The organism is Kocuria marina (assembly GCF_000786655.1).
GTDB classification, from domain to species: Bacteria; Actinomycetota; Actinomycetes; order Actinomycetales; family Micrococcaceae; genus Kocuria; species Kocuria marina_A.
Map to the genome: position 1 here is coordinate 63,209 of NZ_JROM01000041.1, position 16,342 is coordinate 79,550.

Below are 16,342 nucleotides of genomic sequence, written 5' to 3' on the forward strand. Positions count from 1 at the left end.
GGGATTCACGCCACGCGGATCACGCCAGGCGGGTCAACCAACCATGCGTGTCCTCCGCCTTGCCGGTCTGGATGTCCAGCAGCTGCTTGCGGATGGACATGGTCACCTCACCGGGCGCCGCGTCCTCCGGACCGATGGTCTCCTCATGGCTCACGAGCCGCCGCACGGGTGCGATCACCGCGGCCGTGCCGCACGCGAAGACTTCCGTGAGGTGCCCCGAGTTCACGCCCTCGCGCCACTCGTCCAGGGTGAAGGCGCGTTCCTCGACCTGCAGCCCGCGCTCCTTGGCCAGCTGGATCACGGAGTCACGCGTGATCCCCTCGAGGATGGTCCCGGTCAGTTCGGGGGTCACGAGCCGGCCGTCGTCGAAGACGAAGAACACGTTCATGCCACCGAGTTCCTCGACCGCGTCCCCGCGCTCGTGGTCCAGGAAGAGCACCTGGCTGCACCCGTGCGCGTCCCCCTCCATCTGGGCGATCAACGACGCCGCGTAGTTGCCACCGCACTTCGCGGAGCCCGTGCCGCCCTTGCCCGCGCGGGCGTACGTGCGCGAGAGCCAGATGTCCACGGGTTCGACCGTGCCGAAGTAATTGCCCGCCGGGGACGCGATCACGGAGAACAGCGCCTCCCTGGACGGACGCACCCCCAGGAACGGCTCCGTACCGATCATGAACGGACGGATGTAGAGGGACTCGCCCTCCCCGGAAGGAACCCACTTCTCGTCCTGGGCCACGAGCTCGCGGATGGCATCTACAAACGTCTCCTCGGGCAGCGCGGGCAGGGCCAGCCGCTGCGCCGAGCGATTCAGCCGCGCGGCGTTGACCTCGGGGCGGAAACTCCACACGGATCCGTCCGCGTGCCGGTAGGCCTTGAGTCCCTCGAAGATCTCCTGGCCGTAGTGCAGCACGGCGGTGGACGGGTCCAGGCTCAGCGGGCCGTACGACTGCAGCCGTGCGTTGTCCCAGCGGCCGGTGTTCGCTTCCACGTCCCCCTGCCAGTCGATGCACACCATGTGGTCCGTGAAGTGTTTGCCGAAACCGGGGTTCTGCAACACGGCTTCGCGCACCTCATCGGTTGCGGGGTGAGGGTTGAGCTGCTTGACGAATTCAGTGCTCACTGGTGTTCTCCTTCGACGGCGTGCTGCCGGGCATCCCTGCTGAGGCGGTGCGCTGGCACGTGATGATGTGCTCCCAGTATCCCGCCCGCGGTGGCCGGGACGCGGAACCTAGGCGCTGCGCGCACCCAACTGCGCCACGACGTCGTCGCCCACCTGCGACGTGCTGCGCTGCGCGGAACCGTTCGCCTCCAGGTCTGCGCGCACGGCGGCGTTGACCTGTTCCGCGAGATCGGGGTGGCCCAGGTGCTCGAGCATCATGGCGCCCGCGAGGATCGCGGCCGTGGGCTGGGCGGTGCCGGTACCGGCGATGTCCGGGGCGGAGCCGTGGACGGGCTCGAACATGGACGGCGCGGTGCGGTCCGCGTTGATGTTGCCGCTGGGCGCCAGACCGATACCCCCGGTGACCGCGCCGGCCTGATCGGTGAGGATGTCCCCGAACAGGTTGTCGGTCACGATCACGTCGAAGCGCGCGGGGTCGGTGGTCATGAAGATCGTGGCGGCGTCGATGTGCATGTAGTCCACGGTGACGTCCGGGTACTGCTCCCCGATCTCGTCCACGGTTCGCTGGTAGAGCCGCCCGGCGTTGACCAGGACGTTGTGCTTGTGGACCAGGGTCAGCCGCTTGCGCGTGCGGCTGTTCGCGAGGTCGAACGCGTAGCGCACCAGGCGGCGGACACCGTGGGCGGTGTTCACGGACACCTCGGTCGCGATCTCGTGCTCGGTGCCCGTACGCAGCGTGCCACCGTTACCCGCGTAGAGCCCCTCGGTGCCCTCGCGCACGACCACGAAGTCGATCTCCCCCGGGTCCGACAGCGGACTCGTGGCACCCGGGTACAGCACCGCGGGGCGCAGGTTGATGTAGTGGTCGAACCCGAAGCGCAGCTTGAGCAGCAGATCGCGTTCGAGGATCCCGGAGGGGATGCGTTTGTCGTTGGGGGCGGCACCCACGGCACCGAACAGGATCGCGTCGTGGGAACGCAACCGCTCCATGGTGTCCTCGTTGAGCACCTCACCGGTCTCGAGCCAGTGCTCGGCTCCGAGCGGGTAGCTGGTCTTCTCGAGGGTCACCCCCGCGGGGCGGGTCACGGCGTCGAGGACCTTGACGGCCTCGGCCACGACCTCCGGGCCGATACCGTCACCGGGCAGGACGGCGATCGAGTGGCTGCGGGCGGGTGCGGGAGGTGACGTTGGACTCATGGGGCCAGCTTAGGTGCGCCCGCCGCGGCCTTCCACATGGTGAACGCGGGTTTCACATAGCGAGACGAAGGGTGGCCGTGAGGTCCGCTGACAGCCGACCGGACCGACGACGCGCGGCCGGCCCGCAACGCTGGCTGCGGCGTCGTGCGGACACGCAACGGCCGGGCCATCGGACGACGACCCGGCCACCGCACCCCAATACCGCAGTACCTCGGTCCCGCGGTACCTCAGTCCTGCAGGGCCTCCGGTGCCTCGTAGCGCGGGAACACGCCGGAGGGCTTGGGCAGTTCGGTGCCCGCGGCGAGCCGCGTGCCCAGGGCGGAGAACTGCCGCGCCTCCCCCTCGGGCTGACCGAGCTGGTCCAGCAGCCTGGCCATGGAATCCGGCATGACCGGCTGCACCAGGATCGCGACGATGCGCAGCACCTCCGCGGTCACGTACAGCACCGTGGCCATCCGCTCCGGGTCGGTCTTGCGTAGGACCCACGGCTCTTGCGCCGTGAAGTAGCGGTTCGCCGAGGCGATGACCCGCCACACGGTCTCCAGGCCGCGGTGGAACGCGAGCTCGTCGAACGCCGCGCGGTAGTCCCCGACCGCCGACTCCGCCTGGGCGAGCATCTCGAGGTCCTCCGCAGTGAAGTCGCGCGGCTCGGGCACCGCGCCCCCGAGGTTCTTGGCGATCATCGACAGGCTGCGCTGGGCCAGGTTGCCGAGGTCGTTGGCGAGGTCCGAGTTGATTCGCCCGGCGATCGCGTCGTGCGAGTAGTTGCCGTCCTGACCGAACGGGACCTCGCGCAGCAGGAAGAAGCGCAACTGGTCCAGTCCGTACTCGCCGATCAGGGCGTGGGGATCGATCACGTTGCCCACGGACTTGGACATCTTCTCGCCCTGGTTGAACAGGAACCCGTGCGCGAAGACCTTCCGGGGCAGCTCGAGCCCCGCGGACATCAGGAACGCCGGCCAGTACACGGCGTGGAAGCGTGCGATGTCCTTGCCGATCAGGTGCACGTCCGCGGGCCAGAACGCCCGGAACAGCTCGGCGTCCGTGTCCGGGTAGCCCAGACCCGTGAGGTAGTTGGTCAGGGCGTCCACCCACACGTACATCACGTGCTCGGGGTTGCCCGGCACGGGCACGCCCCAGTCGAACGTCGTGCGGGAGATGGACAGGTCCTGCAGCCCGCCGCTCACGAATGACGCGATCTCGTGCGAGCGCGTCTCGGGCTGGACGAACCCGGTGCGGTAGAGCTCGAGCAAGCGGTCCTGGTACGCGGAGAGCCGGAAGAAGTAGCTCTCCTCCTCGGTCCACGTGAGCTCCGTGCCCGTACCGATCGAGTAGCGCTGCCCGTCCGCGCGCACCTCGGTCTCGTCCTCGGCGTAGTAGGCCTCGTCCCGCACGGAGTACCACCCGGCGTACTTGCCCAGGTAGATGTCCCCGTGAGCCTCCATGCGCCGCCACAACTCCTGTGACGCCGCGTAGTGGTCCTCGTCCGTGGTGCGGATGAAGCGGTCGTAACCGATCTGCAGCTCGTCGTCCATGGCTTGGAACCGCGCGGAATTGGCGTCCGCGAGGTCGCGCGGGCTCATGTCCAGCTTCTCCGCGGTCTGCTGCATCTTCTGGCCGTGCTCGTCCGTTCCCGTCTGGAAGCGGACGTCGAAGCCGTCCAGCCGCTTGAACCGGGCCAGGGTGTCCGCGGCGATCGCCTCGTAGGCGTGGCCGATGTGCGGCGCGCCGTTGGGGTAGGAGATGGCCGTGGTCACGTAGAAGGGAGTCTGCTCAGTCACCCCACCACTCTATCGACCCGCGCGGCGTGTCCGTGGCCCTTGAATCGGGTACGACGACGCCGCGGTGCCCCTCGCGTGGGAGGGGTACCGCGGCGTCGTCGTCAGTTGTCCCGCGCTCTGCCGACGCGGAGGCAACGGAGGGAGGGATCAGCGAGCGGCGGTGCCCTCGGTGTAGTCCTCGTCCGTCTGCTCCCACGCGAACAGCGAGCGCAGCTGGCGGCCCGTAGTCTCGATGGGGTGCTTCTCCTCCTTGGCGCGCAGCTCCTTGAACTCGCTGCCGCCGGCGGCCTGGTCCTTCATGAAGCGGTCCGCGAAGACACCCTCCTGGATGTCCTTGAGGACGTCCTGCATGCGCTCCTTGACGGAGGGATCGATCACGCGCGGGCCGGAGACGTAGTCGCCGTACTCGGCGGTGTCGGAGATGGACCAGCGCTGCTTGGCGATGCCGCCCTCGACCATGAGGTCCACGATGAGCTTGAGCTCGTGCAGCACCTCGAAGTACGCGATCTCCGGCTGGTAGCCGGCCTCGGTCAGCGTCTCGAAGCCGTACTGGACCAGGTGGGACATGCCGCCGCACAGCACGGCCTGCTCACCGAACAGGTCCGACTCGGTCTCCTCCGTGAAGGTGGTCTCGATGACGCCGGCGCGCGTGCCACCGATGCCCTTGGCGTAGGACAGCGCGAGCTGCAGCGCCTGACCGGACGCGTCCACCTCCACGGCCACGAGGTCCGGGACACCGCGCCCGGCCTCGAACTCGCGGCGCACGGTGTGGCCCGGGCCCTTGGGGGCGACCATGGCCACGTCCACGCCCTCGGGCGCCGTGATGTAGCCGAAGCGGATGTTGAAGCCGTGCGCGAAGAAGATCGCGTCGCCCTCGTCCAGGTTGTCCTTGATGGACTCCTCGAACACCTGCGCCTGGACCTGGTCCGGGGTCAGGATCATGATGACGTCCGCTTCCTTGGCGGCCTCGGCCACGGTCAGCACGCGCAGGCCCTGGGCCTCCGCCTTGGCGCGGGACTTGGAGTTCTCGGACAGGCCGATGCGGACGTCCACGCCCGAGTCACGCAGGTTCAGCGCGTGGGCGTGGCCCTGCGAGCCGTAACCGATGATGGCCACGGAGCGGTTCTGGATGATCGACAGGTCGGCGTCGTCGTTGTAGTAGATCTTTGCCATGGGCTTGCTCTATCTCCTTCGAATAGCGGATGGGCATTGCACGTCGGGGCGCAACGGCACGGCGTTGCGCGGGATCCGGTGTCCTGCGGCCGAGCGGTCAGTGCCGCAGGGCGCGATCGGACATGGACTTGGGGCCGCGGCCCAGGGCCACGGTGCCGGCTCGCACGATCTCCCGGATCCCGAAGGGCTCCAGGACGTCCATGAGGGCGTGGATCTTGTCGCGCGATCCGGTGGATTCGATGACCACGGATTCCGTGGAGACGTCCACGATCGTGGCGCGGAACAGGTCCGCGGCCTGCGTGACCTGCAACCGGGTGGTCGCGTCCGCGCGGACCTTCACTAGGATGTGGTCGCGCTGCACGGAGGACTCCGGCGAGAGCTCCACGATCTTGATCACGTTGATCAGCTTGTTCAGCTGCTTGGTGACCTGCTCGAGCAGCTCACCCTCGGCGTCGACCACCACGGTGATCCGGGAGATACCGCTCAGCTCCGTGGGACCCACGGCGAGCGAGTGGATGTTGAACGCGCGGCGCGCGAACAGCCCGGCCACGCGGGTCAGCACACCCGGCTTGTCCTCCACCAGAACGGAAAGAGTGTGTCGGCTCATCGATCAGTCCTCCGTGTTCCACTCGGGCGTCATGTTGCGGGCGATCTGGATCTGGTCGTTGGAGACCCCGGCCGGGACCATGGGCCACACCATGGCGTTCGCGGAGACCACGAAGTCGATCACCACGGGGCGGTCGTTGATCTCGAGCGCCTTCTTGATGGTCTCGTCCACGTCCTCGTCCCTCTCGCAGCGCAGAGCGGCGCAGCCGTAGGCGTCGGCGAGCTTCACGAAGTCGGGGATCCGCCGGGAGTTGTGGCCCGTGTTCAGCTCGGTGTTGGAGTAGCGACCGTCGTAGAACAGGGTCTGCCACTGGCGCACCATGCCGAGCGACGAGTTGTTGATCACCGCGACCTTGATGGGGATGTCGTTGATCACGCACGTGGCGAGTTCCTGATTGGTCATCTGGAAGCACCCGTCACCGTCGATCGCCCACACCACCCGATCGGGCTGGGCCACCTGCGCGCCCATGGCCGCGGGCACCGCGAATCCCATGGTGCCCAAACCGGCGGAGTTCAACCACTGCCGGGGCCGCTCGTAGTCCACGAAATGCGTGGACCACATCTGGTGCTGACCCACACCGGAGACGTAGACCGCCTCCGGACCGGTCAGCTCGGAGATGCGCTCGATCACGTACTGGGGGCTGCCCAGACCGTCATCGGTCTTGGTGTAGCCCAGCGGATAGGTCTCGCTCAGGGAGTTCAGGGTGTCCCACCACAAGCCCAGATCCGGAGTACCGGTCTCGTCGAACTCCTGGCGCACGGCCTGGGTGAGGTCCGGGATCACGAACTTGAGATCCCCCACGATGGGCACGTCCGCCACGCGGTTCTTGGAGATCTCCGCGGGGTCGATGTCCGCGTGGATCACCTTGGCGTTCGGGGCGAACGAGCTCAGCTGTCCGGTCACGCGGTCGTCGAAGCGCGCTCCCAGGGTGATCAGCAGGTCCGACTGTTGCAGCGCGTACACCGCCGGCACGGTCCCGTGCATCCCGGGCATGCCCAGGTTCTGGTCGTGCGAGTCCGGGAAGATCCCGCGCGCCGTGAGCGTGGTGACCACCGGCGCACCGGTGAGCTCGGCGAGCTCGAGCAGTTCCGCGGGCACGTCCGCCCGCATGGCGCCGCCACCCGTGTAGAGCACCGGACGCTGGGCCGCCGCGATCATGCGGGCGGCCTCCTTGATCTGCTTGGAGTGCCCGCGGGTCACGGGACGGTACCCCGGCAGTTCCATCTGCGGGGGCCAGCTGAAGGTCATCATCGCCTGCTGGGCGTCCTTGGCCACGTCCACCAGGACGGGTCCCGGGCGCCCGGTCGAGGCGAGGTGGAAAGCCTCCGCGATGACCCGGGGGATCTCCTGGGCGTCCGTGACCAGGTAGGAGTGCTTGGTCACCGGCATGGTCATGCCCACGATGTCCGCCTCCTGGAAGGCGTCCGAACCGATCGCGGAGCTGGCCACCTGACCGGTGATCGCGAGCATGGGGATCGAGTCCATGTTGGCGTCCGCGAGCGCCGTCACGAGGTTCGTGGCACCGGGACCGGACGTGGCGATGCACACGCCCACGCGACCCGAGGCCAGGGCATAGCCCTCCGCAGCGTGCCCCGCACCCTGCTCGTGGCGTACGAGGATATGGTTGATCTTCTCGGTGTCCAGCAACGGGTCGTAGGTGGGCAGGATGGCACCACCCGGCAGACCGAAGACGTCCGTGACACCGAGCTGCTCGAGGGAGCGGATGATCGCCTGGGAACCGGTCATCTCCTCCGGGGCCACGACCTCCGCCGCAATACCCGTCAGCCGTGCCTGGTCCGTCTCCGCGGGCCGGGGCGCCGAGGCCGCGGGCGGCCGCCGCTGGGCCATCACCGCCGGTGAGATCGGCTGATCCTTACTCATAGTGCTGTGTCCTTACCTGCTGTGTTGTGCGAGATGCCGAGCGGGGTGGCGCGGGGCGGGCCGGTGACAGGTCGTCATACATGGAAAAAGGCCCTTGCCACGGGTTCCGTGGGCTGAGGGCCTGGCGGGTACGCGCGTCGAGTACGCCTCAGGCCCGGTGTCCGATGAGGACGACCGGTACGAGGTCTACCACGATGCGCAGTGCCGTTGTCATACCGCCCATGGTGTGACCCACAGAACCCGGGTGTCAAACTACGGACACCCCTTCTCACAATGTGAAACATTGTGTCCCGCACCGTGGCACCCCCGTCCGCGTGCGCGAGCCCGTCCGTGGTCGGCCGTGCGGGACCGTGGTTGTCCGTGCTCACTCGTCCTGCAGGGCCAGTCGGCCTGGCTGCACGAGGAACTGGGGCGAGCGACCCTGTCGGATCAGTTCCAGCTGCTCCAGGATCAGCTTGCGCACCCGGGGCCGGAACGAGACGTTGGAGCCGCCCACGTGGGGCAGCACGATGGAGCCGGCCGCGCTCATCAGCGGGTGGTCACCGGGAAGCGGTTCGGGGTCCACCACGTCCAGCGCGCAGCGCAGACGGCCGGAGACGACCTCCGCGGTCAGGGCGTCTGTGTTCACCACGGGACCACGGCCCACGTTGACCACGAGGGCGTCGTCCGGCAGCAGTGCCAGGGTCCGCTCCCCCACCAGGTCGCGGGTCGCATCGATGAGGGGTAGCGCGAGCACCAGGATGTCGGTGCGCGGCAGGATCTCGTCGAGTTCGTCGATGCCGTGGATCCGGCCGGCCTCGTCCTCGCGGGCGCGGGAAGCCACTCGGGTGAGCTCCACCTCGAACGGTGCGAGTCGGGAGATGACCGCGCTTCCGATCTCCCCGACGCCCACCACGGTGACGCGCGAGTCGGCCACCGCGCGCGAGAAGTACCGCTTGTAGACACCCTCGTGCTGTTGCAACACCGCCCGGTCCAGGTTGCGCTGCGCGGTGATGATCAGTCCCAGGGCGATCTCCGCGGTCCCGGCCGCGTGCACCCAGCCGCCGGCGGCCAGGGCCACGTCCTCCCCGATCTTCTCGGGCACACCGTCGAAGCCCGTGGACTGCAACTGCACCAGGCTCACGTCCCGGACGACGGAGGGGTCCTTGAGCCAGCGCCCGCTGTAGTAAGGGGCCACCGCGATGTCCACGTCCTCCCGGGCGCAGCCCTCCGGCTCGTTCTCCAGATCCCACAGCACGCACGTGAAATCGGTGGTCTCGGCGCTGATCTCGTCGAAGAGCTGCTGCTCGGGCAGGGAGATCACACGCAGGTCGGACAGCGGAACATCCTGGGAGTGGCTCATGCCCCCGATTCTACGGTCCGGCATGCGCCGTAGAACCCGTACTACGGACGTCACCATCGGCACCCCGCCGCCCGATTTGACTCCCCCCGCCGTGGTGCTAAAGTTATCTCTCGTTGCGAGGGAGAAAGCAACGGCGAACACCGCCCGCTGACCCGTCCAACGCCCGCGCCTCTAGCTCAATTGGCAGAGCAATTGACTCTTAATCAATGGGTTCAGGGTTCAAGTCCCTGGGGGCGCACGGAACGACCGAAAGGGCCGGATCGCTTGTGATCCGGTCCTTTCGCTGTCTGAACTCACAGAGTGATCGCGGTCGCCCCGCCGCTCGTCGCGTTCCGGGTCACGACGACGCCGCTGCGCCGCCGCCCGGGTCAGCGCGACGTGGCGCTGTGTTCCGACTCTGTCGGGGAGTCGGCTGACTCCGTGGGACCCGCCGGGGTCTCGGCGCCGTCCTCGACCTCCATGCGCCAGCGCGCACCACCCAGGGTGGAGATCAGGTCGATGAGCTTGCGGCGGAACTGCTCGTCCGTGTCGCGGTCGCTACCCAGCAGCCCCTTCTCCAACCGCGCGGCATCTGCGAGGACCCGCTCCCCCGCCGGGGAGATGCTCACCACGTGGGAACGGCGATCGAGGGCATTGCGGGAACGCGTGATGTGACCGTGCACCTCCAACCGATGCAGGGTCTTGCCCATGGTCTGGGCCTGAACGCGCACCTGGTGGGCCAGTTGTGCCTGCGTCATGCTGCCCTCGGAGCGGAGGACGTCCAGGGCCATCACGCCCGCGTGGGTGATCCCGAGAGACGCGAGGTTCTCGTTCCACGCGTGTTCCACGAGGCGAGCCGCTGTGGACAGCAGACGGTTCGTGGGCCACTGGTTCTTGTAGGACATAGGACTATCGTATCCGCTCGACGAAATCGCTGGACAATACTACGGGGCACCCCACCAGTCAAATCCCCGCGCCGGGCATCGCCTTGTGAGCCCCCCTCGTTCGACTGCGGGAACCGCCCGGGATCGTGCGCGCTGGGCGCGGGGCGGACGCAGCGACGTCGTACGGCGGGACCGAGACCGGAGCCGGTGCGCGAGCCCGAAGCATGGCATGCTCGGGTGCATCCCTGAACTGTACGTGAGAACGCGTCCTTAGGGAACACCTGTCACTCACCAGGAAGGATCACGCCGTGACCGTTCGTCTGTCCCCCGGGGACCCCGCTCCCGATTTCACCCTGCCCGACGCCCACGGGGAGCCCGTCACCCTGGCGGACCTGCGCGGGAGCAAGGTCATCCTGTACTTCTACCCCCGCGCCGCGACCCCGGGCTGCACCACGCAGGCGTGCGACTTCCGGGACAACATGGCCTCGTTCGGTGCCGAGGGTTACCGCGTGCTGGGGATCTCCCCGGACGCCCCCGCCGCCCTCGAGCGTTTCGCCCGGGACGAGGGTCTGGGCTTCCCGCTGCTCTCGGACGAGGACCACGCCGTGGCGGAGGCGTACGGCGCGTGGGGCGAGAAGAAGAACTACGGGAAGGTCTACGAAGGCCTCATCCGCTCGACCGTGGTGCTCGACGAACAGGGGACGGTGAGCCTTGCCCAATACAACGTGCGCGCCAAGGGGCACGTGGCCAAGCTGCGCCGGGACCTCGGCCTCGATGCCTGAGCGGGCGGCCACCGCCCGGACGCTCGGAACCGGGGCCGCGCCGCGCGTGCTTCACGGCGAGTGCGGAGGAAGCACTGGTTAGTATGGTGGACGATTCCGGGCACCCCCTCCGCGTTCATGCCGGGTCCGGGTCCCGATGCCAGCGCGAGTGGTGGAACTGGTAGACACGCAGGATTTAGGTTCCTGTGCCTCACGGCGTGCGGGTTCGATTCCCGTCTTGCGCACCATGATGCCGCGTACCGCCGCGCGACGACGCGGCGGCCAGAGAAAGGATGCGCCGTGGTTGCTGAGAACCGCCTCGGACGGCGTTCCTTCCTCTCCCTCGCGGGTGCGGGGCTCCTGCTCACCGGTTGTGGGAGCACGACCCCCCGCCCGTCGGCGAGCGCGTCCGCACCCAGGAACACGTTCGTGCTGGCGCACGCCGCCGCACCGGCCGGGTTGGACCCGTCCCGCAGGAACTCGCAGGAGACGGCCCGGATCGCCACGCAGGTCCTGGAGGGCCTGGTCACCGCGGACCGCTCGACCGGTGAGCCCGCGCCCGGCCTCGCGGAGTCGTGGAAAGTCGCGGACGATCGGCGCTCCGTGACGTTCACCCTGCGCCGCGGTGTCCGCTTCCACGACGGCACCGCGCTGGACGCGGCCGCGGTCAAGGCGAACTTCGACAAGTGGCAGGCCCAGGCGGAATCCACCGCCTCGTGGGCATCGCGCTGCGCGTTCGCGACGGCCTTCCGCCACGGCACCTCGAGCCCGCTCGTGGCCTCGGCCTACCGGGGCACGCAGGTCACGGACGAGCGCACCGTGGTGTTGGAACTCACGCGCCCCTACACCCCGCTGCTCGCCGCCCTGACCCAACCCGCGTTCGGGATCGCCTCCCCCGCGAGCATCGAGGCGGGCACGGAGGACGAGCACCCCGTGGGCACCGGGCCCTTCCGCTTCGACTCCGCATCCGCGGACTCGGTCAAGCTCTCCGCCCACGAGGGCTACTGGGGCGAGCTCGGGGACGTGGGCACCCTCGAGATGCGGGTCATCCGTGACGCACATGTGCGCTGCGCGGCCCTGCTCACAGGTGAGGTGGACGCGTACGACCTCGTGGGGCTCGACGCCTTCGCGCCCCTCGCGCGCCGCGGCGTGCAGGTGCTCTACCGTGACCCCTACTCCCTGTCCTACCTGGGGCTCAATCGCTCCGTCCCCGTGCTGCGGGACGTCGCGGTACGCCGCGCCGTCGCCTCCGCGATCGACCGCGGCGCCCTGGCGTCCCAGCTGTATCCCAACGGGACCAATGTGGCGGACCAGTTCGTCCCCGCCCGGTTCAACGTGGACGGCGAAAACCTGCAGATCCCCGGCTACGACCCCCAGCGCGCCCGGGACCAGTTGCGGGCCAGTTCCTACCGGGGCGAGGCCCTGCGCTTCTACTACCCGCGCAACACGTCCCGGATGTACCTGCAGGAACCGGAGCGCGTGTACGCGCAGATCTCGGCACAGCTCACCCGCGCGGGCTTCCGCCTGGACCCCGTCCCCATGGACTGGGACGACGGGTACGTGGACGCCGTGACCGACCCCGCCGCGGACCATGCGTTCAGCCTCCTGGGCTGGAGCGGGAGCTTCCGCGATCCCGACGGTTTCATGGGCCCCTTGCTGGGCACCCCCGACGCGCAGTTGGGGGACGACGACGCCGGGTTGCTCACCGCGGTCAACCGCGCCGCCACCATGCCCCAGGGCGACGCCCGCAACGCCGCGTACCGCACGCTCAACGACCGCGTCTCCGCGGTGATCCCGGCCGTGCCACTCGCCCACCCCGTCTCGGCGGTAGCCGTGAACTCGCGCGTGGCGTCCTTCCCGTTGACGTCCACGGGGTTCGAACGCTTCAACGAGCTGCGCCTGGCCTGAACCACACCGTGTGCGCCCGGTGGCTCCGTTGGGAGTTGGCCGGAGCTGGGGATACCCTGGACAGCGGAAAGCCTCGGCGCAGCGCCGCGTCGATCATGCACGCACGGGAGACAATGTGACTTCATCTCAACCCACCGAATCCGTCGACGTCGTCCTGGTGGGCGCCGGCATCATGAGCGCCACGCTCGCGACCCTGCTCAACGACCTGCAGCCGGACTGGTCCATGACCGTCCTGGAGCGCCTCGACGCCGCGGGTCTCGAGAGCTCCAATGCCTGGAACAACGCGGGCACCGGACACTCGGCGCTGTGCGAACTGAACTACGCACCCCAGGCCGCGGACGGCACCGTGAGCGCCAAGAAGGCCCTGAACATCAACGAGCAGTTCCAGGTGACGCGCCAGCTGTGGAGCTCGCTGGTGGAGAACGGCACGCTCGAGTCCCCCGACACGTTCATCAACCCGGTACCCCACATCTCCATGGTGTTCGGTGAGGACCACGCGGACTACCTGCGCGCCCGCTACGACGCGTTCAAGCCCCACAAGCTGTTCGAGCGCATGGAGTTCACCGAGGATCGCGACCAGATCGCCGAGTGGGCACCCCTCACGATGCACGGCCGCGGCGCCGGTCGCGTGGCGGCGACCTTCGCCCCCGAGGGCACGGACGTGGACTTCGGTGCCCTCACCAACCAGCTGCTCACCCACCTGACCGGGCGCAACGTGACCGTGCGCTACGGCCAGGAGGTCACCACGCTGAACCGCCAGAGCGACGGTTCCTGGAACGTCTCGGTCGAGGACCGGCTCAACAGCGACAACAACCGCGTCATCCACGCGCGCTTTGTGTTCCTGGGTGCCGGCGGCGGCGCGCTGTCCCTGCTGCAGAAGTCGGGGATCCGCGAGGCCAAGGGCTTCGGCGGGTTCCCCGTCTCCGGTCTGTTCCTGCGCAACACCGATCCCACCGTCACGTCCCAGCACAACGCCAAGGTCTACGGCCAGGCCTCCGTGGGCGCCCCGCCCATGTCCGTGCCCCACCTGGACACGCGCTACGTCCACGGCGAGCGCGCCCTGATGTTCGGGCCCTACGGCGGGTTCAAGCCCAACTTCCTCAAGCATGGTTCTCTGCTGGACCTGCCCAAGAGCGTGCGCGCACACAACCTCTACCCCATGACCCGTGCGGGTCTGGCCAACCTGGACCTGGTCAAGTACCTCGTGGGCGAACTGACCAAGACCCGGTCCCAGCGCATGGACGCCCTGCGGGAGTACTACCCCACCGCGGAGGAGTCCCAGTGGGAGCTCATCGAGGCCGGTCAGCGCGTGCAGGTCATGAAGTCGGACCGGCAGAAGGGTGGCGTGCTGCAGTTCGGCACCGAGCTCGTGACCAGCGCGGACGGTTCGATCGGTGCACTGCTGGGCGCCTCCCCCGGTGCGTCCACGGCCGTGCCGATCATGCTCAACCTGCTCTCCCGTTGCTTCCCGGCCAAGATGTCCGAGTGGGAGCCCAGGATCAAGGAGCTGATCCCCGCCTACGGCAAGAAGCTCGACGAGAACCCGCAGCTCGCGGACGAGATCATGGGTCACACCGCCCAGGTGCTCGGCATCAAGTAGCCCCGTCCCGGCGGACGTCACGGAGGGTCTTTGTGCACTGCGCACAAAGACCCTCCGTCGTCTCCACCCCTGATCAGCTGTGCCCCAATGCGTGGACAGGCCCTGTCCTCCCGGCCACAAGTGTGGACACCGCTCGCTGGGGGCGCGCTCATCCCCTCTCGTAACATGTAGATAACGTCCATAGGGGGTGGACGTTGCCAAAGGGGGAAGAATGACATCAAGGGGGAGTGTCGAAGCGTGGGATGCACTAAGCCGCTGCCATGTGTCGGTGACACGTCAGCTCCAACGCGGAGTGGACCTGCGCGGCCTGTCTCGTCGTGAGTTCGAGGTCCTGGCCACGCTGTACACCACCGGCCGGGGCGGCCTGCGGTTGCGCGATCTCAACAGCTACGTGCTGTTGACGCAATCGAGCCTCTCACGCATGCTCGAGCGCCTCGAGAACAAGGGGCTCGTGACCCGGCGCCAGGATTCCCAGGACCTGCGCGGTGTGCGGGTCGCCCTGACCGACGCCGGGACCCAGCTCTACGAGCAGATCTCGCAGGACAACGACCAGATGGTCGCGGACGTCATCAGCACCGCTCTGGACGCCCAGGAGATCAGGGTGCTCACGCGACTGAGCGAACGCATCCATCAGTACGCGTTGTCGTTGTCACGGTGACCGATCCGCACCGCTGCACGCACTGACCCGCCCGAACGGCGGCCCACACCGCGCCCATGACTCGTCATGGGCGCGGTGTCGTGTCCGGCGACGTCACATCCAGCGGAGTCGCGCCCCGGCGGTGCCGCGTACAGCGGAGTCGCGCCCCGGCGGTGCCGCGTGCGGCGAGCCGTGTGCCTCGGTGCCGTGTGGCGCAGTGCCGTGCCCGACGGCACTGCGCCGTGCGGCGTCGTCGTCGGCGGTGCCGGGGCCGGCGCCGTATAGGCGCACGGTGCGTCGGAGGGGGTCGGGAGGCCGCTAAACTGTTGGGAGTACCTGCCTCGCGCAGCCACCACATTCGCTCCTGGAGAGGACCCCCATGACAACTCAGCATTTGGAGTCCACGGCGCGTCGGGGGGACGCGGCCCCGGACCCGGACCATGATGCCAAACCCGACTCCCCCACCAAGCTCAAGGGGCAGTCATGGGGTTACGTCTTCAAGCGCGCCCTGTCCGAATTCAGTAAGGACGGATGCACTGACCTCGCCGCGACACTGACGTACTTCGCGGTGCTCTCCATCTTCCCGGCGCTTCTGGCGTTGGTGTCCCTGCTGGGTGTGTTCGGCCAGGGTGAGGCCACCACGAGCGCCATCCTAGACTTCCTGAACCGTTATGCTCCCTCGTCCGTCGTGGATCTGCTCTCCGGACCCATCTCCCAGCTGACCACTCAGTCCGGGGCCGGGCTGGCCCTGGTCGTCGGTGTCCTGGGTGCACTATGGAGCGCATCGGGTTATACCGGTGCGTTCTCCCGGGCGATGAACCGCATCTACGAGATCGCCGAGGGTCGCCCCTTCTGGAAGCTCAAGCCCATCATGCTGCTGATCACCCTGATCATCGTGCTGATCGTGGCCGCCGTGATGTTCATGGTGTTGCTCTCCGGTGACTTCGCGCAGACCGTGGGTGACCTGGTGGGTCTGGGTTCCACCACCGTGACCGTGTGGAACTGGGCCAAGCTGCCCGTCATCCTGTTCCTGCTCGTGCTGCTCATCGCGATCCTGTACTACGCGACGCCCAACGTGAAGCAGCCCAAGTTCAAGTGGTTGAGCCCGGGCGCGGCGATCGCGCTCGTGTTCATGATCATCGCCGGGCTCGGGTTCGGTTTCTACGTGGCGAACTTCTCGAGCTACAACGCGACCTACGGCATCATCGGCTCCGTGATCATCCTGCTCCTGGGCCTGTGGATCATGAACAACGTGCTCCTCTTCGGCGCCGAGGTGGACGCCGAACTCGAGCGTGGCCGCCAGTTGCAGGGCGGGATCCGTGCCGAGCACGCCGTCCAGCTGCCTCCCCGGGACACCACCCAGGTTAAGAAGCAGAAGGAGAAGGAGGAGAAGCTCGAGGCCGAGGGGCGCAAGATCCGGTTGCGCACCGAGCACGTCGACTACTCGCAGGACTCCTGAGTCACCACGACGATCC

At 68.1% G+C, this 16,342-nt stretch carries 13 protein-coding genes and 2 tRNA genes; 7 read left to right on the forward strand and 8 right to left on the reverse strand.

Annotated elements, in window-relative coordinates; genetic code table 11:
* Positions 1-19 precede the first annotated feature (19 nt).
* The 7 genes from AS25_RS09365 to AS25_RS09395 form a co-directional block, all read right to left on the reverse strand.
* On the reverse strand, positions 20-1,117 hold the full coding sequence (locus tag AS25_RS09365; RefSeq protein WP_035964607.1) for a branched-chain amino acid aminotransferase: 1,098 nt from the start codon (positions 1,115-1,117) through the stop codon (positions 20-22).
* Between the two features lie 108 nt (positions 1,118-1,225).
* The gene (locus AS25_RS09370; protein WP_035964609.1) at positions 1,226-2,314 is read right to left on the reverse strand and encodes a 3-isopropylmalate dehydrogenase; all 1,089 of its coding nucleotides are present in this window, start codon (positions 2,312-2,314) and stop codon (positions 1,226-1,228) included.
* 227 nt (positions 2,315-2,541) lie between these two features.
* Complete coding sequence (gene metG / locus AS25_RS09375) at positions 2,542-4,095, reverse strand: methionine--tRNA ligase (RefSeq protein WP_035964611.1); 1,554 nt, start codon at positions 4,093-4,095, stop codon at positions 2,542-2,544.
* A 147-nt stretch (positions 4,096-4,242) separates the two neighbouring features.
* Entirely contained in the window at positions 4,243-5,268 is a 1,026-nt protein-coding gene (gene ilvC / locus AS25_RS09380) for a ketol-acid reductoisomerase (protein WP_035964613.1), read from the reverse strand.
* Positions 5,269-5,365: 97 nt separating this feature from the next.
* Positions 5,366-5,875: an acetolactate synthase small subunit gene (ilvN, locus tag AS25_RS09385; protein ID WP_035964614.1), complete on the reverse strand. Its 510-nt coding sequence runs from the start codon at positions 5,873-5,875 to the stop codon at positions 5,366-5,368.
* Positions 5,876-5,878: 3 nt separating this feature from the next.
* Entirely contained in the window at positions 5,879-7,756 is a 1,878-nt protein-coding gene (locus AS25_RS09390) for an acetolactate synthase large subunit (RefSeq protein WP_035964615.1), read from the reverse strand.
* Between the two features lie 364 nt (positions 7,757-8,120).
* On the reverse strand, positions 8,121-9,098 hold the full coding sequence (locus tag AS25_RS09395; RefSeq protein WP_035964617.1) for an NAD(P)-dependent oxidoreductase: 978 nt from the start codon (positions 9,096-9,098) through the stop codon (positions 8,121-8,123).
* Positions 9,099-9,263: 165 nt separating this feature from the next.
* Here AS25_RS09395 and AS25_RS09400 point away from each other — a divergent pair.
* Positions 9,264-9,336: transfer RNA gene (locus AS25_RS09400), tRNA-Lys, on the forward strand.
* Between the two features lie 130 nt (positions 9,337-9,466).
* On the opposite strand, the gene AS25_RS09405 is transcribed toward AS25_RS09400, so the two are convergent.
* Complete coding sequence (locus AS25_RS09405; RefSeq protein WP_035964619.1) at positions 9,467-9,982, reverse strand: MarR family winged helix-turn-helix transcriptional regulator; 516 nt, start codon at positions 9,980-9,982, stop codon at positions 9,467-9,469.
* A gap of 287 nt (positions 9,983-10,269) precedes the next feature.
* On the opposite strand from AS25_RS09405, the gene bcp reads away from it, so the two are divergent.
* From bcp to AS25_RS09435, 6 genes are all read left to right on the forward strand, one after another.
* Positions 10,270-10,743, forward strand: a complete 474-nt coding sequence (gene bcp / locus AS25_RS09410; protein WP_035964620.1) for a thioredoxin-dependent thiol peroxidase — start codon at positions 10,270-10,272, stop codon at positions 10,741-10,743.
* A gap of 142 nt (positions 10,744-10,885) precedes the next feature.
* Positions 10,886-10,970: transfer RNA gene (locus tag AS25_RS09415), tRNA-Leu, on the forward strand.
* A 52-nt stretch (positions 10,971-11,022) separates the two neighbouring features.
* Positions 11,023-12,630, forward strand: coding sequence for an ABC transporter substrate-binding protein (locus AS25_RS09420; protein WP_035964622.1), 1,608 nt, complete (start codon positions 11,023-11,025; stop codon positions 12,628-12,630).
* 115 nt (positions 12,631-12,745) lie between these two features.
* Complete coding sequence (locus tag AS25_RS09425; RefSeq protein WP_035964623.1) at positions 12,746-14,230, forward strand: malate:quinone oxidoreductase; 1,485 nt, start codon at positions 12,746-12,748, stop codon at positions 14,228-14,230.
* Between the two features lie 268 nt (positions 14,231-14,498).
* On the forward strand, positions 14,499-14,888 hold the full coding sequence (locus AS25_RS09430; protein WP_253270536.1) for a MarR family winged helix-turn-helix transcriptional regulator: 390 nt from the start codon (positions 14,499-14,501) through the stop codon (positions 14,886-14,888).
* A 358-nt stretch (positions 14,889-15,246) separates the two neighbouring features.
* Positions 15,247-16,326 (forward strand): YihY/virulence factor BrkB family protein, encoded by a 1,080-nt coding sequence (locus AS25_RS09435; RefSeq protein ID WP_035964625.1) that lies wholly within the window; start codon positions 15,247-15,249, stop codon positions 16,324-16,326.
* The last annotated feature ends 16 nt before the right edge of the window (positions 16,327-16,342 follow it).

What these genes read in the sequence shown, in the direction of transcription:
- AS25_RS09405 (WP_035964619.1), bottom strand. Translation starts at nt 9,982, where the DNA reads ATGTCCTACAAGAACCAGTGGCCCACGAACCGTCTGCTGTCCACAGCG.
- AS25_RS09435 (WP_035964625.1), top strand. Translation starts at nt 15,247, where the DNA reads ATGACAACTCAGCATTTGGAGTCCACGGCGCGTCGGGGGGACGCGGCC.
- ilvN (WP_035964614.1), bottom strand. Translation starts at nt 5,875, where the DNA reads ATGAGCCGACACACTCTTTCCGTTCTGGTGGAGGACAAGCCGGGTGTG.
- ilvC (WP_035964613.1), bottom strand. Translation starts at nt 5,268, where the DNA reads ATGGCAAAGATCTACTACAACGACGACGCCGACCTGTCGATCATCCAG.
- AS25_RS09370 (WP_035964609.1), bottom strand. Translation starts at nt 2,314, where the DNA reads ATGAGTCCAACGTCACCTCCCGCACCCGCCCGCAGCCACTCGATCGCC.
- AS25_RS09390 (WP_035964615.1), bottom strand. Translation starts at nt 7,756, where the DNA reads ATGAGTAAGGATCAGCCGATCTCACCGGCGGTGATGGCCCAGCGGCGG.
- AS25_RS09395 (WP_035964617.1), bottom strand. Translation starts at nt 9,098, where the DNA reads ATGAGCCACTCCCAGGATGTTCCGCTGTCCGACCTGCGTGTGATCTCC.